Origin of the sequence: Enterobacter cloacae complex sp. FDA-CDC-AR_0164, assembly GCF_003071645.1 — a bacterium.
GTDB lineage: Bacteria > Pseudomonadota > Gammaproteobacteria > Enterobacterales > Enterobacteriaceae > Enterobacter > Enterobacter ludwigii.
This window is the reverse complement of record NZ_CP028950.1, coordinates 4,306,731-4,325,506: the sequence shown is the minus strand read 5'-3', so window position 1 is coordinate 4,325,506 and position 18,776 is coordinate 4,306,731. Positions and strand designations below refer to the sequence as shown.

The following is an 18,776-nucleotide window of genomic DNA, read 5'->3' as shown; positions in this document are numbered from 1 at the left end:
CATTTAAGGGTATTTTCCTATGAGTAAAGTCATCGCTTCACTTGAAAAGGTACTCCTTCCTTTTGCTGTTAAAATAGGAAAGCAGCCTCACGTTAATGCCATCAAAAACGGTTTTATTAGATTAATGCCGTTGACGCTGGCTGGGGCAATGTTCGTTTTAATTAACAACGTTTTTCTGAGCTTTGGTGAAGGTTCCTTTTTTTATTCATTAGGAATTCGATTAGACGCTTCCACAATTGAAACCCTTAATGGTTTAAAAGCCATCGGCGGCAACGTATATAACGGTACGTTAGGTATTATGTCGCTGATGGCACCTTTCTTTATTGGCATGGCACTGGCGGAAGAGCGGAAAGTGGATCCGCTGGCCGCAGGTTTATTATCCATTGCCGCCTTTATGACCGTGACGCCATACAGCGTCGGTGAGGCCTATGCCGTAGGGGCCAACTGGCTGGGGGGCGCTAATATCATCTCCGGTATCGTTATCGGCCTGGTGGTTGCGGAGATGTTCACCTTTATTATTCGTCGCAACTGGGTTATCCGTTTACCGGATAGCGTGCCGGCGTCCGTTTCTCGTTCATTTTCCGCGTTGATTCCAGGCTTCATTATTCTCTCCATCATGGGGATTATCGCCTGGGCGCTCTCTCATTGGGGCACTAACTTCCACCAGATCATTATGGACTCTATCTCAACGCCGCTGGCGTCAATGGGTAGCGTGGTCGGTTGGGCGTATGTGATTTTCACCTCCCTGCTGTGGTTCTTTGGCGTGCATGGTTCACTGGCACTGGCGGCGCTGGACAGCGGTATTATGACCCCATGGGCACTGGAAAACGTTGCACTTTACCAGCAGTACGGCTCCGTTGACGCGGCGCTGGCAGCCGGTAAAACCTTCCATGTGTGGGCGAAGCCGATGCTTGACTCTTATATCTTCCTGGGGGGTACCGGGGCGACGCTGGGTCTGATCATCGCGGTCTTTATTGTTTCTCGTCGCGCTGACCATCGTCAGGTTGCGAAGCTGGCGCTGCCGTCAGGCATCTTCCAGATTAACGAGCCGATTCTGTTTGGTCTGCCAATCATCATGAACCCGGTAATGTTCATTCCGTTCATTCTGGTTCAGCCACTGCTGGCGGCCATTACCCTGACGGCCTATTACCTGGGCATTATCCCGCCCGTCACCAACATTGCGCCGTGGACCATGCCGGCGGGTCTGGGGGCGTTCTTCAACACCAACGGTAGCGTGGCTGCCTTCCTGCTGGCGATATTCAACCTTGGGATTGCAACACTGCTCTATATGCCATTCGTGGCGATAGCAAACAAAGCTGCAACCGTTATCGATGAAGAAGAGAGCGAAGAGGATATCGCCCTCGCACTGAAATTCTAAAATTGCACGGCGCGGGTCAACCCGCGCCAGCCAAAAGGAGCTTAAAAATGTTAGATTTGGACAGTATTGTCGCAGAAGAAACCGCAGAGAACGATCTGGAAGAGGTGGTGATGGGGCTTATCATCAATTCCGGGCAGGCGCGTAGCCTGGCGTATGCCGCGCTCAAACAGGCCAAGCAGGGTGATTTCGCAGCCGCGAAAACCATGATGGAACAGTCCCGTACGGCGCTGAACGAAGCGCACCTGGTGCAGACAAAGCTTATCGAAAGCGACCAGGGTGAAGGCAAGATGAAGGTCAGTCTGGTGCTGGTGCATGCGCAGGATCATCTGATGACGTCGATGCTGGCACGTGAACTGGTGGCCGAGTTAATTGAGCTTCACGAGAAGATGCAGTAAGGCAGAGTTTGCAGCAGGAGGTCAGCGCGATGGAAATAAAAACCGCACTTGAACAGCAACTGTTTAATGGCAAAAATTTTCACGTGATTATTTACAACAAGACGGAGAGCGCGAGCGGTCTGCATCAGCATGACTACTATGAGTTCACGATTGTTCTGACCGGTCGCTACTACCAGGAAATCAACGGCAAGCGCGTCCTGCTTGAGCGGGGAGATTTCGTCTTCCTGCCGATGGGGTCCCATCACCAGAGCTTTTATGAATTTGGTGCAACCCGCATTCTTAACGTAGGTGTCAGCAGACGCTTCTTTGAGAAACACTATCTGCCGCTGGTGCCGTTCTGCTTTGTGGCCTCGCAGGTCTATCGCATCAAAAACGAGTTCATGACCTGGATTGAAACGGTTATCGCCTCGCTTAACTTTCGCGAGAATGAATTTGATGAGTTTATTGAAACGGTGACGTTTTATGTGATGAACCGTCTGCGCCACCATCGTGAAGAGCAGCAGGTGAGCGATGATATTCCGCAGTGGCTGCGCAGTACGGTTGAACTGATGCACGATAAAGGGCAGTTCAGCGAAAATGCGCTGGAAAATATGGTCGCTTTGTCCGGTAAATCACAGGAATATCTGACCCGAGCAACTCAGCGTTATTATCGTAAAACGCCAGTGCAAATTATTAATGAAATCCGCATTAATTTTGCTAAAAAACAGCTGGAAATAACCAACTACTCGGTTACCGATATTGCTTATGAGTCAGGCTACAGTAGCCCCAGCTTGTTTATTAAGACTTTTAAGAAATTGACCTCGTTCACACCGAACAGTTACCGGAAGAACCTGACGGTAATTAATTAAATTTCGGCGGATTTACCCGCCACAAATATTGCCTTGATTGCTTGCCCACAGAGCGGGAAGAGTACGCTACACCTTGCAGGCGATTAACCTGATATGCTAAGGGAGATATTATGCAGAAGAAATTAAAAGTCGTAACCATTGGCGGCGGCAGCAGTTATACCCCGGAATTACTCGAAGGTTTCCTGAAACGTTATCATGAATTACCGGTCAGCGAATTATGGCTGGTGGACGTTGAGGAAGGTCAGGAGAAACTGAATATCATTTTTGAGCTCTGCAAGCGGATGGTCGCGAAAGCCGGTGTGCCATTGACCGTGCATAAAACCCTCGACCGTCGCCTGGCGCTGCAGGATGCCGACTTCGTGACGACTCAGCTGCGCGTCGGTCAACTCAAAGCGCGTGAAATGGATGAACGTATTCCACTGAGCCACGGCTATCTGGGGCAGGAGACCAACGGCGCGGGCGGCCTGTTCAAGGGGCTGCGTACCATTCCGGTCATTTTTGACATCATCAACGATGTGGAAGCGATCTGCCCCAACGCGTGGGTGATTAACTTCACCAACCCGGCCGGGATGGTGACCGAGGCGGTCTATCGCCACACCGGTTTCAAACGCTTTATCGGCGTCTGTAATATTCCGATTGGCATGAAGATGTTCATCAGCGATGTGCTGGAGTTGACCGATACCGACGATCTTTCTATCGATCTCTTTGGCCTGAACCACATGGTGTTTATCAAAGATGTCATCGTGAATGGTCAGTCTCGCTTTAGCGAACTGCTTGACGGCGTAGCCTCCGGACGCCTGACCGCTGCGTCAGTGAAAAACATCTTTGACCTGCCGTTCAGCGAAGGGCTGATCCGCTCGCTTAATCTGCTGCCTTGCTCATACCTGCTTTACTACTTCAAACAGAAAGAGATGCTGGCCATCGAGATGGGTGAGTACTATAAGGGTGGCGCACGCGCTCAGGTGGTGCAGAAAGTTGAAAAGCAGCTGTTTGATTTGTATAAAGATCCGAACCTGAACGTGAAACCGAAAGAGCTTGAGCTGCGCGGCGGAGCGTATTATTCCGATGCGGCGTGCGAAGTGATCAACGCCATTTACAACGACAAGCAGGCCGAGCACTACGTCAATGTGCCGCATCACGGCCATATCGACAACATCCCGGCTGACTGGGCCGTTGAGATGACCTGCATTCTGGGACGTGATGGCGCCAGGCCGCATCCACGGATTACCCACTTTGACGACAAAGTGATGGGGTTGATCCACACCATCAAAGGGTTTGAAGTGGCAGCCAGCAACGCGGCGCTGAGCGGTGAACTCAATGACGTTCTTCTGGCACTCAATCTCAGCCCGCTAGTCCATTCCGATCGCGATGCCGAGCAACTGGCCAGCGAAATGATTCTGGCGCATGAAAAATGGTTGCCTAATTTTGCCGCCACGATTGAGAAGCTGAAATTCAAACAGCACTGAGAGGATGTGTGATGGAAAACCTGCTGATCGTCAATGCTGATGATTTTGGTCTCTCAAAAGGTCAAAACTACGGCATTATTGAAGCCTGCCGCCGGGGTGTGGTGACCTCAACAACGGCACTGGTTAATGGTGACGCGGTTGAACACGCCGCGCAGCTCAGCCGCGAAGTGCCAGCGCTGGGCGTCGGCATGCACTTTGTATTGACGCTCGGGATGCCGCTTTCACCGATGCCAGGACTGACGCGGGACGGACAGCTGGGCAAATGGATTTGGGAGCAGGCAGAGCAGGGCACGCTGCCGCTCGAGGAGATTACCCGCGAGCTGGACTGTCAGTTCAACCGTTTCGTCGATCTCTTTGGCCGTGAACCCACGCATATTGACAGCCATCATCACGTGCATATGATCCCGGCACTTTTCCCGTCAGTGGCGGAATTTGCACAGCGCAAAGGCGTGGCAATGCGCGTGGATCGTGAGGTGCAGGCGCTGCACGGGCTGTCATTGTCTTCTGTGCCCACAACGGACGGATTCAGTAGCGCGTTCTACGGCGACGAGATTAGCGAAGCGCTGTTCCTGCAGGTGCTGGATGAGTCCGCCGCGCGCGGGGAACGGTCGCTGGAAGTGATGGCACACCCTGCGTTTGTCGATAACATTGTGCGTAAAAGTGCCTACTGCTGGCCGCGACTGGCGGAACTGGATGTGCTGACGTCGGCATCGCTGAAATACGCCATTGCCGAGCGTGGGTACCGTCTGGGCACCTTTGAGGATGTATGAAAATAGCCCGGAGGCGCGGTGCCTGCCGGGCTGAGTAAACGATGTCAATCAGCGCCGGGTCGGGCAAAGCCAGACCCGGCTTTTCTTATGCTGGTATCCGATCAATCTTACTGCTGCGTGACCACACACGGTGCGCTGCGAGCAGATCGAACAGCTTCGTCATAAACGCATCATCGACGTTATCGCCTTCGACAATACCATCTTCACCTTGCTCAGCCACCTTCAGGTGCGCTTTAAACTGTCGCGCATCGCCGGACAGGGCGATCGGCTTCAGGTGCTTATAGGCTTCCAGCAGATAATAAATCGCATCGCCATTGTTCAGCAGACTGTCGATGTCGCCGCACGGCACAATCACCGCATCAACGGTGAGCGATGGTGCTCCGGCAAAGGTGGCCGCAACCGGCAGCACTGAACCGTCGTCGGCGGTCACTTCCCCCATGCGGGAATAGAGCAGTTTGGCGTGAACGCCTTTGGTTTTCAGCGCCTGCATAATCCCCAGCACGTCGCTGGCACGGGTGTTGTCATTCAGCAGAATGGCCACTACCCGGCCCTTTATCGAGCCACCCGGCACCGCATACAGACTCAGGGACGGATCTTTCTTCAGGCCGTTAACGTCTTTCGGTGGGGCCGCATTGCGTTGCTCATCCGTCAGCGTAATGCCAAGGTTATCCGCCACGCTCTGGGCAAGCTGAATATCGATATGGGCGAGCTGATCGACCACGCGCTCGCGGATGTAAGTCCGCACCACTTTGCTCAGTTCAAAGCTAAAGCCGCCGATAATGTGCTGTTGCTCGATCGGCGTCTGGCTGTTCCAGAACAGGCGAGGTTGGGCATAATACTCGCCGAATGACGGGCTACGCTCGCGGATTTTATTGCCATCGATGCGCTCCTGGTACGACTCAAAACCACCGCGTTTCGGTCCCGGCGGCGTTTCGCGCGGCCAGTTATCGTTGATGGAGTTCGGCTCATAGTTAGCCGGATTGGTATCGATATCCTGGCGATGCATCCCGTCGCGCTGGAAATTGTGGTACGGGCAGGTTGGACGGTTAATCGGAATTTCGTGGAAGTTGGGCCCGCCAAGGCGACTGATCTGCGTATCGGTATAGGAGAACAATCGCCCCTGCAGGAGGGGATCGTTCGTGAAATCCAGCCCCGGAACGATATGCCCCGGGTGGAACGCGACCTGCTCATTTTCGGCAAAGAAGTTGTCCGGGTTACGGTTGAGCACCATTTTACCCACCAGCTGAACCGGCACCAGCTCCTCTGGGATCAGCTTTGTCGGGTCGAGAAGGTCGAAATCAAAGTTAAACTCATCCTCTTCCGGGATCAGCTGTAACCCCAGTTCATATTCCGGGAAGTCACCGGCTTCAATCGACTCCCACAGCTCACGACGGTGGAAGTCCGGATCGCGCCCGGTCAGCTTCTGGGCTTCATCCCAGACCAGCGAGGCTTTGCCCGCCACAGGCTTCCAGTGGAAGCGTACGAATGTGGCTTTCCCGTCCGCGTTGATCATCCTGAAGGTATGAATACCAAACCCTTCCATCGTGCGGTAGCTGCGCGGAATGCCCCGGTCTGACATCGCCCACATCACGTTGTGTAACGTTTCTGGCTGCAGTGAGACATAATCCCAGAAGGTGTCATGCGCACTTTGTCCCTGCGGTATGGCCCAGTGGGGCTCCGGTTTTACCGCATGGACAAAGTCAGGAAATTTATGCGCATCCTGAATGAAGAACACCGGGGTGTTATTACCGACGAGATCGAAAATACCCTCTTCGGTATAAAACTTGGTGGCGAAGCCGCGGATATCACGCACGGTATCTGCCGAACCCGCGCCGCCCTGTACGGTTGAAAAGCGGACAAAGACCGGTGTGATTTTGTCCGGATCGGAAAGGAAATCCGCTTTGGTTATCTCTTTGAGGCTTTTGTAGGGCTGGAAGTAGCCGTGTGCCGCGGAGCCACGCGCGTGAACGATGCGCTCAGGTATACGTTCATGGTCAAAATGGGTGATTTTTTCCCGCAGAATAAAGTCTTCCAGCAGGGTCGGTCCGCGTGTTCCCGCACGCAGCGAGTTTTGATCGTCAGCAATGCGCACGCCCTGGTTGGTGGTAAGTGCAAAACCTTCGCCGCCTTTACGGTGGGACTCAAGGGATTTCAGCTTCTCGTTTCCGGTATCCGGGGATTTCATACTTCCCGGCGCGGTAGGCTGTTCGCCAGGTGCGGAAGGGCCGGGGGACGGGCGGTGAGAGCCGTCCGCTGGGGCCAGAGAGTCCATGCCTGGTTGAGATTCTTCAGTGCCATGAATGGGTGATTGATGTGTTTTATCTTTGTTCGACATTGCACGCTTCTCCTTTATCCATTGCTAAAAACCTTGTTAACTATAGAACAATGTGGCGAAAGGGCGGGCGAACTAAGAGTTTTCAGATGACCTGGTTAAGGAATGCGCTATCAGAGCGATGCAGGGCGCGACGCGTGGGGGGAGGATCGGCTATCATAGAATTTTCCTGCTTCCAGAATGTGCTTTAGTGAACCCGTCGCTTATGAAACCTTTTCGTCAACAAAACCGCCCTGTCATTAGCTACGTGCCCCGCGTCGAACCCGCGCCGCCCGAACACGCCCTGAAGGTGGATGGTTTTCGTGATGTCTGGCAACTTCGCGGTAAATACGTAGCGTTTGTTCTGATGGGAGAACACTTCCGCCGTTCACCCGCGTTTTCGGGGCCGGAGTCGGCCCAGCGATGGGCGAACCAGGTCCGCCAGGATGAAGAGATTGAAGAATAACAGCCAAAAAAAAACCGCCATCAGGCGGTTTTTTTTATTCATCCGTGATTAACGGTGCGCCAGTTCAGCGTCGTCTTCACTTTCCAGAATGGTTTTATCGGTCTGCTTCAGCCACTGGCTGGTCAACGTACCGGCGGTCATGGAACCGCTCACGTTCAGCGCAGTACGACCCATGTCGATCAGCGGCTCAACGGAGATCAGCAGGGCAACCAGCGTCACCGGCAGACCCAGGGCTGGCAGGACAATCAGCGCGGCGAAGGTTGCGCCACCGCCAACACCCGCAACGCCTGCGGAGCTGATGGTAACAATCCCGACCAGCGTGGCAATCCAAACGGGATCCAGTGGGTTGATACCCACGGTCGGAGCAACCATTACCGCCAGCATTGCAGGGTAGAGACCTGCGCAACCGTTCTGACCAATGGTGGCACCAAAGGAGGCAGAGAAGCTGGCAATAGATTCCGGTACGCCCAGACGACGGGTCTGCGCTTCAACGTTCAGCGGAATAGACGCGGCGCTGGAACGGCTGGTGAACGCAAAGGTCAGTACCGGCCACACTTTACGGAAGTATTTCAGCGGGCTAACGCCATTGACGCCCAGCAGGATACCGTGCACCACGAACATAATGCCCAGACCCAGATAAGAGGCGACGACGAAGCTACCCAGCTTAATGATGTCCTGCAGGTTAGAGCCGGCAACCACTTTGGTCATCAGCGCCAGAACACCGTAAGGGGTCAACTGCATCACCAGACGGACCAGCTTCATTACCCAGCTTTGCAGGGTATCGATAGCCACCAGCACGCGCTCGCCTTTCGGCGCGTCGTCTTTCAGCAGCTTCAGCGCCGCCACACCGAGGAAGGCCGCAAAGATCACCACGCTGATAATGGAGGTTGGGCTGGCACCGGTCAGGTCAGCAAACGGGTTCTTCGGCACGAAAGAGAGCACCATCTGTGGCACCGTCAGGTCAGCGACTTTACCCACGTAGTTGGTCTGAATCGCCGTAAGACGCGCCGTTTCAGCCGTACCCTGGACCAGACCTTCAGCGGTCAGCCCGAACAGGTTGGTGACCAGCACACCGACCAGAGCTGCAATCAGCGTGGTAAACAGCAGCGTACCGATGGTCAGGAAGCTGATTTTACCCAACTGGGTGGCGTTATGCAGACGGGCAACGGCGCTCAGAATAGAGGCAAACACCAGCGGCATAACGATCATCTGCAGCAGCTGGACATAGCCGTTACCGACGATGTTGAACCACTGAATAGAATCTTTCAGAACTGGATTATCGGAGCCGTAAATAGCCTGCAACGCCAGACCAAACACGACACCCATGGCCAGACCAACCAGCACTTTCTTCGCGAGGCTCCACTGTTTGTGGCGCGCTTGCGCGAGAAGCAATAGCAATACAACGAACACCACAATGTTCGCGATGAGTGGAAAATTCATCCCCGTTCTCCTGATTTATTATACGGTCGGTTTTTACCGATCCTGTTGGCGCAAGGTTATCAGAAGTGTGATGTGGCGCTTATATCCAAATGGAATGGGTTATGACAAATGGAAATAATTTGTGTGCTTAGTGTTCAATCTGGTGATTAATGAAACGATTGAACTGAAATTGCAGCGAATTGATCATCTGGGATGACCAGCGCACTGCACTGTTTTCGGGCAAGGTTTGCGGCATCCAGACGGCGTAGGCAAAGAGCGCCATACACAACACACGCTCAAGCTGATTACCTTTCTGCGGCGCAAGAATGGGCAAACGGAAACGCCAGCGGCATGGCCAGAGCAGCGGCACGCCCGCAGGCGTCAGCATATCGGCAAGGATATGGCTTAAATAACCCAGCACCATTCCCTGGATAGCATCGGCGGGCACTATCCAGCTCTCAGGGACTTTTAAATAGAACAGGGTGAGCAGGCCGAATACGGCCAGCAGGCTGTGGGTAAACCCACGGTGACCAAACGCGCGGGCGATGGGTTTTGATATCCACTTTAGCCGCTGTCCCAGGAACGATTTTGGATGGTCGATATCGGGCAGCAGACAGGTCAACACGGCGGACGGGACAATATGCCACCAGTCCCCCTGTGCGAGCACAGGGGTAAGTTCAGCGTTTTTGGCAAAAACTGCGCACGCAATGGAAAAAAGCAGATGGCCTTCCGCCGTCATGATAAAACCCACAAAACTGTCAATTCATACAGTATAGGGTTTTTATACAGTAGACGAAAGAGGTGACGGTGTAACTGTATGTCACAAACGCGCCTAGCGCGCCAGCCAGCCCCCGTCGACGGCTAACGTATGACCGTTCACGTAATCCGAGGCGGCGGAGGCTAAAAAGACCACCGGTCCCTGCAGGTCTTCCGGAACTCCCCAGCGCCCGGCAGGTATCCGGTCGAGGATCTCCTGGCTGCGCTGCTGATCATCCCGCAGTTGCTGAGTGTTGTTGGTCGCCATATAGCCCGGCGCGATGGCATTAACATTGATGCCGTGTGTCGCCCATTCATTCGCCAGCAGACGCGTGATCCCCAACACGCCGCTTTTGGACGCGGTGTAAGAGGGCACGCGGATGCCACCCTGGAATGAGAGCATCGAGGCGATATTAATGATTTTCCCGCCCTGTCCCTGCGCAATAAACTGTTTAGCCACGGCCTGGGAGAGGAAAAAAAGCGATTTCAGATTCAGGTTGATGACGTCGTCCCAGTCCTTTTCGCTGAACGCGAGAGCATCTTCACGGCGTATGGTCCCGGCATTGTTCACCAGAATATCGACTCGCCCCATCTCAGCCACCGCGCTGTCAACAACGTTCTGAAGACTCTCCTGCTGACTGAGGTCGGCCCGAATCGCCCTGAACCGCCTTCCGAGTGCGCTAATGCATGCAGCCGTTTCCTCCGGCGCTTTGCGGTTAACACCCACGATGTCGCATCCCGCCTGCGCCAGCGCAATGGCCATGGCTTGTCCCAGACCGGTATCGCATCCGGTGACGATGGCCACTTTTCCTGACAGAGTGAAGTTATCCAGTATCATACGCGCCTCAGAAGTAAGGTTATTGTCATTCTGACGCTAAGGATAGAAGCGGGGGATAAGAAAAGCAAACAAAATGAAACGATGTTTTGTTTTTAAAGCAGGCAGCCTGACGCTGCCTGAAAAGGGCGGGTTACTCGCCGCGCAGGTGCTGCGCCGTCAGCTCAACCAGTGAGTTCAGCTTCACGTCGGCAAGGGCAAAACGGGGATCGTGTCGGCCTTCCTCCGCGGGAACAACAATCGAGCGCATGCGCGCGGCCTTCGAGGCCACCATTCCGTTAACGGAATCTTCCAGCGCGACACAGCAGAGGGGATCAAGACCGAGCTTAGCGGCACAGTCGAGATAGACCTGCGGGTGCGGCTTGCTGTATGGCAACGTTTCCGCTGAGGCCAGCGCGTCGAAGCTGTCGCGCAGCTCAAACATGGTCAGTACTTTTTCCAGCATATGCAGCGGTGAAGCTGACGCCAGGCCAACTCTCAACCCCTGCGCTTTACACAGCGCGACGGCTTCACGCACGCCGGGCAGCAGGGGCTTGCTCTCTTCCACCAGTGAGATGGCGCGGCTGATAATGCGCGCGGTCACTTCGTCGCGATCGGGTCCCACCCACGGCTGCTGGGCATACCACAGGTCCACCACCATATCGATGCGCAGACCAAGCGTATCCGGAAGTTCATTACGGCGGCTGATATCAACGCCCAGGCTGGCGATAACGTCCAGTTCGGCGCGATCCCACAACGGTTCGGAATCGATCAGTAATCCATCCATGTCAAAAATTGCGGCAAGAATCTGGCGCGGTGTCGACATCACAACGTCTCCTTATCCAGGGTGTACGACAGACGATAAATGCTAAGTGCACTCTGCAATTTAGCATATTGCCTTTAAAGAGCGGGCGAAAATGATGGTCAGCAGGTAGACTTAGGCAGAAATAACGCGTCTTTATGAAGGGGAACTGATGACGTATCAACAAGCTGGACGCATTGCTGTCTTAAAACGTATTGCTGGCTGGGTAATTTTTATTCCAGCCGTCATTTCGACGCTGATCTCTGTGCTCAAATTTATGTACGATCACAGTGAAAAACAGCCAGGTATTAATGCGGTAATGCTTGATTTTGCTCATGTCATGATTGAAATGATGCGTTTTAACACGCCGTTTCTGAATGTCTTTTGGTTCAATTCGCCGACGCCGAATTTTCATCAGCAGTTGAATCTCGGGTTTTGGGTGATCTACGCGCTGATTTTTATTGGTATGGCGTTGCAGGCCTCTGGCGCACGCATGAGCCGTCAGACGCGCTTTTTACGCGAAGGTGTGGAAGACCAGATGATTCTCGAACAGGCGAAAGGCCCGGAAGGGATGAGCCGCGAGCAGATTGAGTCCCGCATTGTTGTGCCGCGTCACACCATTTTCCTGCAAATTTTCCCGCTGTATATCCTGCCAGTCATTATCATCGTGGCGGGTTATTTCTTCTTTTCGCTGTTGGGATTCCTGTAACCGATAAGGGTGGCGACATAGCCACCCGTCCCGCCATTACGCGGCAAGCACACGTTCAAGTGCCCTCTGGGCATTGACCAGATGCTCTCCGCCAAACAGAATGGCGCGGTTCATCAGTGTGTAGAGCTGATACACCGGCTGGCGCTCAAGAAAACCCTGCGGCAGAGGCAGCACGGACTGGTACCCGTCGTAAATTTGCGGCGGTTGCTCAGGGTGCAGTGGCAGCATCGCCAGGTCACACTCCCTGTCGCCCCAGTAACAGGCCGGGTCGAAGATATAGGGGCCGTCAGGACCCAGCGCGCAGTTATCTGACCACAGATCGCCGTGCAGCAGAGACGGCTGAGGCTGGTGGGATGCCAGACGCTGCTGAATGTGTTCGACGATGGCATCGATATTGCCAAACTCCAGACCTTTCTCCGCAGCCAGTTCCAGCTGCCAGCCAATGCGTTGCTCAGCAAAGAATGTCGACCAGCGGCGTTGCCAGGCATTGGGTTGTGGGGTGGTGGAGAGGTCGTTGTCAAAATCGAGACCAAACTGCGGCTGGTCGCTCCATTGATGCAGTCGCGCTAACTGTTGGCCGAGAATGAAGGCGTTATGGGCGTCTAACGGGCGGGCAGGAAGAAATTCCATGACCAGAAAACTGTAGTCGCGGTCGCTGCCCACGGCCCAGACCTGCGGGACCGTCACCGTTTTACTGCGCGACAACAGTTCCAGCTGGTCGGCTTCGGCGGTGAAAATCGGAAGCAGCTCTCGCTCATCGCATTTAACAAAGAGATCGCGCCCGGCGTAGCGTAAGTGCCATGCGGCGTGGATTTCTCCGCCTGGCAGTTCGTTCCGCAGTTCAATTTCACCTTCACCCAGTTGCTCACTTAAAAGATGACTGATAGCCTGCCACATGTTGTCTCTCCCATGTTGTCTGCCAGATCATAAAGTTAGCGCATAATTGCGGTAAAAAAATACGAACTAACGCACACCTGAGCGGTTTAAATTCATGCAGGGCACTTATTGTTCTTTTTTCTGCCAGTTTTCCCAGGTATCAAGATCAATTTCTGCCGCTTTGTCGGTCACGCTTTCGACCAGACTGGCCGCCAGAGCGTGAACCTCTTCTTTACTCAGGGCGCTGATCAGGCCAAACGTCAGGGTGCCTAAATCATGGATATTGCCCTCGTCATCCGTGAGTGTGAGCAGGAAATTAGCCCGGGTAAAGGCGTTGTTGAGCTCATTAAGCTCGGTCAGCGACGCTTGATGAATGTTGATGGTAACGACGTAGCGGGTGATGTCACCACTGCTCATAATTCACCTCATTGTTATCTTGGAAGTTTTCTTAGCATAGTCGATAGGCTGCGTTTGGCGACTATGGCGCGTATTTCCCCTTCACAGAGAAGGGGAAAAGGGGGATTAATTTCGGGACAGGTAATCGACGATTTTTTGCGTGTCGCTAAGCGAACAGAGACGTGTGCCCTGGTTGATGGTGGCAGCGCTACCCGCTGCGACGCCGTAGCGTGTCATCTCCAGTAATGAAGCACCCTGGGCCAGTTTCAGGGTCATCGCTCCAACCATGCTATCACCTGCGCCCACGGTACTCTGGCTTTTCATCGGCGGCGGGACAACCTGAACGGACCCGGTTTCGTCCACGGCCAGGGCACCCTGCGGGCCAAGGGAGACCACAACCCGTCGCGCTTTGCCGCTGTGAACCAGCTCCTGCGCGGCGGTGAGGACATCGTCCGGCTGGTTCAGCTCGCGGTTCACCAGCGCGCTTAACTCTTTCTGGTTGGGTTTAACCAGCTCAAGATTGCCTGGCGTCAGGGCTGCCTGCAGCGCCTCGCCGCTGCTGTCGACAATGCAGCGGATACCGCGTTGCTGCGCGGCCCGAATCAGCGCCGTCAGTTTTTCCGTGCTGACACCGGGCGGCAGGCTGCCGCTTATCACCAGCAGAGCACCGCTCTCAATGGCCAGCACCTTCTCTTCAAGCTGACGAAACTCATCTTCACTGAGTTTTGCACCAGGCATGACGAAACGGTATTGCTCGCCGCTGGACTCCACGTGCACATGCAGGTTTTGCCGCGTCCAGTCTTTGGCCTCGACGGTCTGCGAGGCCACCTGTTCATCGGCCAGCAGAGAGACCAGGTGCTCACCGGTCGCGCCGCCTGCGGGGAAAATTGCTGTCGCCTTTCCACCGAGGTGCGTTATGGCTCGCGCCACATTGATACCGCCGCCGCCGGGCTCAAACACCGGGGCGCTGCAGCGCAATTTACCTTCCGGGTAAATCTGGGGCGTCAGGGTGGCGGAGTCGAGGGAAGGGGAGAGCGTCAGGGTGTAGATAGAAACCATCATTACCTCCTTTTAGCGTGGGTTCCTTTTAGTCTGGCACCATTTGTCAGGAAGGCAATGTAAATAACAGTATGATTTTAAATATGAATACTGACATAAAGTCTGCTGCGGCTTATATAAAATAAAACGCTTTTTGAGATCGTTCTTATTCAAAAAATGAAATAAGAAATCATTGCTATGTTATTTGCGGCTTTTTATAATTTGTTACCTTTCTCTGGACGCCTTGTCATTGATCCTCAAGAAAGTTTCCGGGACCGTGTGGTCTCTTTTTTTGTTGTACGGACTCCTTAATAAAATGAAGCTTTTGAAGACAGTACCCGCTGCACTGATGCTGGCGGGTGGCGTGTTTGCTGCAATGAACGCGACCGCAGATGATTCCGTTTTTACTGTCATGGACGATCCAGCCACCGCGCAAAAACCGTTTGAAGGTAACCTGAACGCTGGCTATCTTGCACAATCCGGTAACACGAAAAGCTCCTCTCTCACGGCGGACAGTACGCTGACCTGGTACGGTAATACCACCGCCTGGTCTCTGTGGGGAAATGCCAGTAACACCTCCGCGAATGACGAACGTTCTTCCGAGAAATATGCGGTTGGCGGACGTAGCCGTTACAACATGACCGACTTTGACTATCTGTTTGGTCAGGCCAGCTGGTTAACTGACCGTTACAACGGCTATCGCCAGCGTGATGTGTTCACTGCCGGTTATGGTCGTCAGTTCCTGAACGGTCCGGTACACAGTTTACGTTTTGAATTCGGTCCAGGTGTGCGCTACGACGAGTACACCGACGGCGAAACCAAAACTCAACCGCTCGGTTACGCTTCCGGCACCTATGCCTGGCAGATGACTGACAACACCAAATTTACCCAGGGGGTGTCTGTGTTTGGTGCCGACGATACGACGCTGAACTCAGAAACAGCGCTGAACGTGGCCATCAACGAACACTTTGGCCTGAAAGTGGCCTACAACGTCACCTGGAACTCTTCTCCTCCTGATTCTGCTCCGGATCATACCGACCGCAGAACCACGGTTTCACTGGGTTATAAAATGTAATATTCTCGGGCCGATTACGCTATCGGCCCGTTTTTTATTTTTTGAAACTGTGCTGTTTTATATTAAACACTGTTTTGAAATATCTGGTCTGCTGATATCTCCATCATTTCTTCATAATGCATTTTCATTAATTTGCGGCTTATTTGACACGAATTGATAACGTAACAGGCTAGGCAAAAGTGTGATCTGGATCTACACTCTTAGCACGGGCAGAATTCGGCCTTAAGGAATTTAGCATTATTAGTATTAAATGTAGAAAGAGAAAAAACATTATGAAAAAAATCAAAACTGCCGCAGCCGCGATGGTGCTTTCCGCACTGTCTTTTGGCGTATTTGCTGCTGATGAAACCACCCCCACAGCCAGTGACGCCCGCAGCCAAATCGGCATTGCGAAAGCCGCTGACGTTGAAGCCGGGTCTAACATCGCGCCAGCCTCTCAGTCCACCGGCCAGTCTATGAATGATGCTTTTGACGTCCATAAACTGGTTGCAGGTGAATGGTCCTGATGGGTTTTGCCGTGTTGTTATTGACGTTTAAACGCTAATTCAACGCGCCAAAAAAACCGGATTTTGTGGTACCGGTTTTTTCGCGGTAAACCTATTTGACGTAAACCTATCGTCCGTATTTCGTCCTGGCGGCGGATGTCCGCGAAATGTTATTACGGATAACGACGTTATTCCCTGCGCAGTTATTTATATCCACGTTCAGCCCCAAATCATTGCCGCCCAACGCAGAAGCAGCATTGCGCCGCAGATGGCAATCAGCACCAGTACCATTTTCCAGTGTTTTACGGCAAATCGTTTTGTTGGCATAACCTGATCCTTGTAAGTTGATGCGAACAGTCTACCAAACAGGGCGGGGAAATGCCCCTTCTCCAGTGGTGAATCAGGTTATGCCTGCTTCCGGTTCGGTTAGAACCAGTGGAATCGTTCTGCAAGAATCAACAATAAACCGGTGGCTGAAAGGATGTTCAATATCACAACCGTTCTACTTGATACGTTCATGGTATGCACCTTTGGGTTTAAAGACTTGTTCAAGAGTAGCCCAGCATCTCTGGAATGCGAGCACCGGAGATATGCGCCCTGCAAATTCATGCGAAAGTGCCAGCGCAGCAATCTGCCAGCAAAGGGTGCAATCTCTCTTTTGTTAGTGTTACCATTGCAGGGCTTGCCGTAAATCCGCATTTATCTGATTTTCGGTGGGTGAATGATCGCGAGCCAATTTGACGATTGTTGGTCAGATGGTGTCGTAATCTATTGTCAAATCACGATTATTTTCTTTGTATATGCTCTTATGTGTGGGGCATCACTGCAAATAAGGATATAAAATGCCTGTAATTACTCTTCCTGATGGCAGCCAACGCCATTACGACCACGCTGTAAGCCCAATGGATGTTGCCCTGGACATTGGTCCTGGACTCGCGAAAGCAACCATCGCTGGCCGTGTTAATGGTGAGCTGGTTGATGCATCTGACCTGATTGAAAGCGATGCGCAGCTGTCTATCATCACAGCGAAAGACGAAGAAGGTCTGGAGATCATTCGTCACTCCTGCGCGCACCTGTTAGGTCATGCGATCAAACAGCTGTGGCCGAACACCAAAATGGCGATCGGTCCGGTTATCGACAACGGTTTCTACTATGACGTTGATCTTGACCATACCCTGACTCAGGAAGATATCGACGCGCTCGAAAAACGTATGCACGAGCTCGCCGAAACTAACTATGACGTCATTAAGAAGAAAGTCAGCTGGCACGAAGCGCGTGAAACCTTCGTGAAGCGTGGTGAGAGCTATAAAGTCTCTATTCTTGATGAAAACATCTCTCATGATGACAAGCCTGGCTTGTACCATCACGAAGAATACGTCGACATGTGCCGTGGTCCGCACGTGCCGAACATGCGCTTCTGTCATCACTTTAAGCTGATGAAAATCGCGGGCGCCTACTGGCGTGGCGATAGCAACAACAAGATGTTGCAGCGTATCTATGGTACCGCGTGGGCCGATAAAAAAGCCCTTAACGCCTACCTGCAGCGCCTGGAAGAGGCGGCTAAACGTGACCACCGTAAAATCGGTAAGCAGCTTGACCTGTACCACATGCAGGAAGAAGCGCCGGGTATGGTGTTCTGGCACAATGACGGCTGGACTATCTTCCGTGAACTGGAAACGTTCGTACGCTCCAAGCTGAAAGAGTACCAGTATCAGGAAGTGAAAGGCCCGTTCATGATGGACCGTGTGCTGTGGGAAAAAACCGGCCACTGGGACAACTACAAAGATGCGATGTTCACCACCTCTTCTGAGAACCGTGAATACTGCATTAAGCCAATGAACTGCCCTGGCCACGTTCAGATCTTCAACCAGGGTCTGAAATCCTACCGCGATCTGCCGCTGCGTATGGCAGAGTTCGGTAGCTGCCACCGTAACGAGCCATCAGGTGCATTGCACGGTCTGATGCGTGTTCGTGGCTTTACTCAGGATGATGCGCATATCTTCTGTACTGAAGATCAGGTTCGTGATGAAGTTAACGCCTGTATTCGTATGGTCTACGATATGTACAGCACCTTTGGCTTCGAGAAGATCGTTGTCAAACTCTCAACGCGTCCGGAAAAACGTATCGGTAGCGATGAGACCTGGGATCGCGCAGAAGCGGATCTCGCCGTGGCGCTGGAAGAGAACGGTATTCCGTTCGAATACCAGCTGGGCGAGGGCGCATTCTACGGTCCGAAAATTGAATTTACCCTGTATGACTGCCTCGATCGCGCATGGCAGTGCGGTACTGTACAGCTGGACTTCTCCCTGCCGCAGCGTTTAAGCGCCTCTTATGTTGGCGAAGATAACGAACGTCAGGTACCGGTTATGATTCACCGTGCAATCCTCGGTTCTCTGGAGCGCTTCATCGGCATCCTGACTGAAGAGTTTGCCGGCTTCTTCCCAACCTGGCTTGCGCCAGTGCAGGTCGTGGTGATGAACATTACCGATTCTCAGGCTGAATACGTTAAAGAATTGACGCAGAAACTACAAAATGCGGGCATTCGCGTAAAAGCAGACTTGAGAAATGAGAAGATTGGCTTTAAAATCCGCGAGCACACTTTACGTCGTGTCCCGTATATGTTGGTCTGTGGTGATAAAGAGGTGGAAGCAGGCAAAGTTGCCGTTCGCACCCGCCGTGGTAAAGACCTGGGGAGCCTGGACGTAAGTGAAGTGATTGAGAAGCTGCAACAAGAGATTCGCAGCCGCAGTCTTCAACAACTGGAGGAATAAG

At 53.1% G+C, this 18,776-nt stretch carries 20 protein-coding genes; 10 read left to right on the top strand and 10 right to left on the bottom strand.

The annotated features are described in order from the left end of the window. Window positions 1–19: 19 nt before the first annotated feature. The 5 genes from chbC (at window position 20) to chbG (ending at window position 4,857) form a co-directional block, all read left to right on the top strand. A complete protein-coding gene (chbC, locus tag AM410_RS21335; RefSeq protein WP_014169674.1) occupies window positions 20–1,378 on the top strand; it encodes a PTS N,N'-diacetylchitobiose transporter subunit IIC in 1,359 nt (452 codons plus the stop codon). 47 nt (window positions 1,379–1,425) lie between these two features. After that, entirely contained in the window at window positions 1,426–1,773 is a 348-nt protein-coding gene (gene chbA / locus AM410_RS21330) for a PTS N,N'-diacetylchitobiose transporter subunit IIA (RefSeq protein ID WP_020884417.1), read from the top strand. A gap of 8 nt (window positions 1,774–1,781) precedes the next feature. After that, window positions 1,782–2,621, top strand: coding sequence for a transcriptional regulator ChbR (gene chbR / locus AM410_RS21325; RefSeq protein WP_014169676.1), 840 nt, complete (start codon window positions 1,782–1,784; stop codon window positions 2,619–2,621). Between the two features lie 110 nt (window positions 2,622–2,731). Beyond that, the gene (locus AM410_RS21320; RefSeq protein ID WP_025204406.1) at window positions 2,732–4,087 is read left to right on the top strand and encodes a 6-phospho-beta-glucosidase; all 1,356 of its coding nucleotides are present in this window, start codon (window positions 2,732–2,734) and stop codon (window positions 4,085–4,087) included. An 11-nt stretch (window positions 4,088–4,098) separates the two neighbouring features. Then, window positions 4,099–4,857, top strand: a complete 759-nt coding sequence (gene chbG / locus AM410_RS21315; RefSeq protein WP_032677967.1) for a chitin disaccharide deacetylase — start codon at window positions 4,099–4,101, stop codon at window positions 4,855–4,857. A gap of 85 nt (window positions 4,858–4,942) precedes the next feature. On the opposite strand, the gene katE is transcribed toward chbG, so the two are convergent. Then, window positions 4,943–7,192, bottom strand: a complete 2,250-nt coding sequence (gene katE, locus AM410_RS21310; protein WP_014169679.1) for a catalase HPII — start codon at window positions 7,190–7,192, stop codon at window positions 4,943–4,945. A 187-nt stretch (window positions 7,193–7,379) separates the two neighbouring features. On the opposite strand from katE, the gene cedA reads away from it, so the two are divergent. After that, window positions 7,380–7,634 (top strand): cell division activator CedA, encoded by a 255-nt coding sequence (gene cedA / locus AM410_RS21305; protein WP_071605472.1) that lies wholly within the window; start codon window positions 7,380–7,382, stop codon window positions 7,632–7,634. A gap of 48 nt (window positions 7,635–7,682) precedes the next feature. On the opposite strand, the gene AM410_RS21300 is transcribed toward cedA, so the two are convergent. The 4 genes from AM410_RS21300 to hxpB all read right to left on the bottom strand — a co-directional run bounded on the left by AM410_RS21300 (window position 7,683) and on the right by hxpB (window position 11,449). Continuing rightward, window positions 7,683–9,074: an L-cystine transporter gene (locus tag AM410_RS21300; protein WP_014169681.1), complete on the bottom strand. Its 1,392-nt coding sequence runs from the start codon at window positions 9,072–9,074 to the stop codon at window positions 7,683–7,685. 127 nt (window positions 9,075–9,201) lie between these two features. Continuing rightward, entirely contained in the window at window positions 9,202–9,792 is a 591-nt protein-coding gene (locus tag AM410_RS21295; protein ID WP_020884412.1) for a metal-dependent hydrolase, read from the bottom strand. A 93-nt stretch (window positions 9,793–9,885) separates the two neighbouring features. Continuing rightward, window positions 9,886–10,647, bottom strand: coding sequence for a 2-dehydro-3-deoxy-D-gluconate 5-dehydrogenase KduD (kduD, locus tag AM410_RS21290; RefSeq protein WP_014169683.1), 762 nt, complete (start codon window positions 10,645–10,647; stop codon window positions 9,886–9,888). Window positions 10,648–10,777: 130 nt separating this feature from the next. Continuing rightward, window positions 10,778–11,449, bottom strand: coding sequence for a hexitol phosphatase HxpB (gene hxpB, locus AM410_RS21285; protein WP_086532653.1), 672 nt, complete (start codon window positions 11,447–11,449; stop codon window positions 10,778–10,780). 148 nt (window positions 11,450–11,597) lie between these two features. Here hxpB and AM410_RS21280 point away from each other — a divergent pair, with 148 nt between their 5' ends. Continuing rightward, a complete protein-coding gene (locus AM410_RS21280) occupies window positions 11,598–12,134 on the top strand; it encodes a YniB family protein (protein WP_014169686.1) in 537 nt (178 codons plus the stop codon). A 36-nt stretch (window positions 12,135–12,170) separates the two neighbouring features. On the opposite strand, the gene AM410_RS21275 is transcribed toward AM410_RS21280, so the two are convergent. The 3 genes from AM410_RS21275 to pfkB form a co-directional block, all read right to left on the bottom strand. Continuing rightward, a complete protein-coding gene (locus AM410_RS21275; protein WP_014169687.1) occupies window positions 12,171–13,031 on the bottom strand; it encodes a fructosamine kinase family protein in 861 nt (286 codons plus the stop codon). A 105-nt stretch (window positions 13,032–13,136) separates the two neighbouring features. Further along, window positions 13,137–13,427, bottom strand: coding sequence for a type V toxin-antitoxin system endoribonuclease antitoxin GhoS (ghoS, locus tag AM410_RS21270; protein ID WP_050736661.1), 291 nt, complete (start codon window positions 13,425–13,427; stop codon window positions 13,137–13,139). Window positions 13,428–13,532: 105 nt separating this feature from the next. Continuing rightward, window positions 13,533–14,465: a 6-phosphofructokinase II gene (gene pfkB / locus AM410_RS21265; protein ID WP_032681207.1), complete on the bottom strand. Its 933-nt coding sequence runs from the start codon at window positions 14,463–14,465 to the stop codon at window positions 13,533–13,535. Between the two features lie 295 nt (window positions 14,466–14,760). Between pfkB and AM410_RS21260 the strand changes: the two genes are divergently transcribed. After that, the gene (locus AM410_RS21260; RefSeq protein ID WP_025204400.1) at window positions 14,761–15,519 is read left to right on the top strand and encodes a DUF481 domain-containing protein; all 759 of its coding nucleotides are present in this window, start codon (window positions 14,761–14,763) and stop codon (window positions 15,517–15,519) included. A gap of 272 nt (window positions 15,520–15,791) precedes the next feature. After that, window positions 15,792–16,025, top strand: a complete 234-nt coding sequence (locus AM410_RS21255; protein WP_108648427.1) for a hypothetical protein — start codon at window positions 15,792–15,794, stop codon at window positions 16,023–16,025. 198 nt (window positions 16,026–16,223) lie between these two features. Here AM410_RS21255 and yniD read toward each other — a convergent pair whose 3' ends face one another. Together yniD and yncL are read right to left on the bottom strand one after the other, a co-directional pair. Next, window positions 16,224–16,331, bottom strand: coding sequence for a small membrane protein YniD (gene yniD / locus AM410_RS21250; RefSeq protein WP_008500658.1), 108 nt, complete (start codon window positions 16,329–16,331; stop codon window positions 16,224–16,226). 99 nt (window positions 16,332–16,430) lie between these two features. Next, window positions 16,431–16,523, bottom strand: coding sequence for a stress response membrane protein YncL (yncL, locus tag AM410_RS21245; RefSeq protein WP_021241082.1), 93 nt, complete (start codon window positions 16,521–16,523; stop codon window positions 16,431–16,433). A gap of 323 nt (window positions 16,524–16,846) precedes the next feature. Here yncL and thrS point away from each other — a divergent pair, with 323 nt between their 5' ends. Next, window positions 16,847–18,775: a threonine--tRNA ligase gene (gene thrS / locus AM410_RS21240; RefSeq protein ID WP_014169692.1), complete on the top strand. Its 1,929-nt coding sequence runs from the start codon at window positions 16,847–16,849 to the stop codon at window positions 18,773–18,775. Window position 18,776 lies beyond the last annotated feature (1 nt).

Excerpts from the sequence above, each read along its gene's own strand:
- katE (WP_014169679.1), bottom strand. The coding sequence starts at position 7,192 with ATGTCGAACAAAGATAAAACACATCAATCACCCATTCATGGCACTGAA.
- pfkB (WP_032681207.1), bottom strand. The coding sequence starts at position 14,465 with ATGGTTTCTATCTACACCCTGACGCTCTCCCCTTCCCTCGACTCCGCC.
- AM410_RS21275 (WP_014169687.1), bottom strand. The coding sequence starts at position 13,031 with ATGTGGCAGGCTATCAGTCATCTTTTAAGTGAGCAACTGGGTGAAGGT.
- kduD (WP_014169683.1), bottom strand. The coding sequence starts at position 10,647 with ATGATACTGGATAACTTCACTCTGTCAGGAAAAGTGGCCATCGTCACC.
- AM410_RS21300 (WP_014169681.1), bottom strand. The coding sequence starts at position 9,074 with ATGAATTTTCCACTCATCGCGAACATTGTGGTGTTCGTTGTATTGCTA.
- AM410_RS21295 (WP_020884412.1), bottom strand. The coding sequence starts at position 9,792 with ATGACGGCGGAAGGCCATCTGCTTTTTTCCATTGCGTGCGCAGTTTTT.
- AM410_RS21255 (WP_108648427.1), top strand. The coding sequence starts at position 15,792 with ATGAAAAAAATCAAAACTGCCGCAGCCGCGATGGTGCTTTCCGCACTG.
- hxpB (WP_086532653.1), bottom strand. The coding sequence starts at position 11,449 with ATGTCGACACCGCGCCAGATTCTTGCCGCAATTTTTGACATGGATGGA.
- chbC (WP_014169674.1), top strand. The coding sequence starts at position 20 with ATGAGTAAAGTCATCGCTTCACTTGAAAAGGTACTCCTTCCTTTTGCT.
- AM410_RS21280 (WP_014169686.1), top strand. The coding sequence starts at position 11,598 with ATGACGTATCAACAAGCTGGACGCATTGCTGTCTTAAAACGTATTGCT.
- chbA (WP_020884417.1), top strand. The coding sequence starts at position 1,426 with ATGTTAGATTTGGACAGTATTGTCGCAGAAGAAACCGCAGAGAACGAT.
- yniD (WP_008500658.1), bottom strand. The coding sequence starts at position 16,331 with ATGCCAACAAAACGATTTGCCGTAAAACACTGGAAAATGGTACTGGTG.
- AM410_RS21320 (WP_025204406.1), top strand. The coding sequence starts at position 2,732 with ATGCAGAAGAAATTAAAAGTCGTAACCATTGGCGGCGGCAGCAGTTAT.
- AM410_RS21260 (WP_025204400.1), top strand. The coding sequence starts at position 14,761 with ATGAAGCTTTTGAAGACAGTACCCGCTGCACTGATGCTGGCGGGTGGC.
- yncL (WP_021241082.1), bottom strand. The coding sequence starts at position 16,523 with ATGAACGTATCAAGTAGAACGGTTGTGATATTGAACATCCTTTCAGCC.
- ghoS (WP_050736661.1), bottom strand. The coding sequence starts at position 13,427 with ATGAGCAGTGGTGACATCACCCGCTACGTCGTTACCATCAACATTCAT.
- chbG (WP_032677967.1), top strand. The coding sequence starts at position 4,099 with ATGGAAAACCTGCTGATCGTCAATGCTGATGATTTTGGTCTCTCAAAA.
- thrS (WP_014169692.1), top strand. The coding sequence starts at position 16,847 with ATGCCTGTAATTACTCTTCCTGATGGCAGCCAACGCCATTACGACCAC.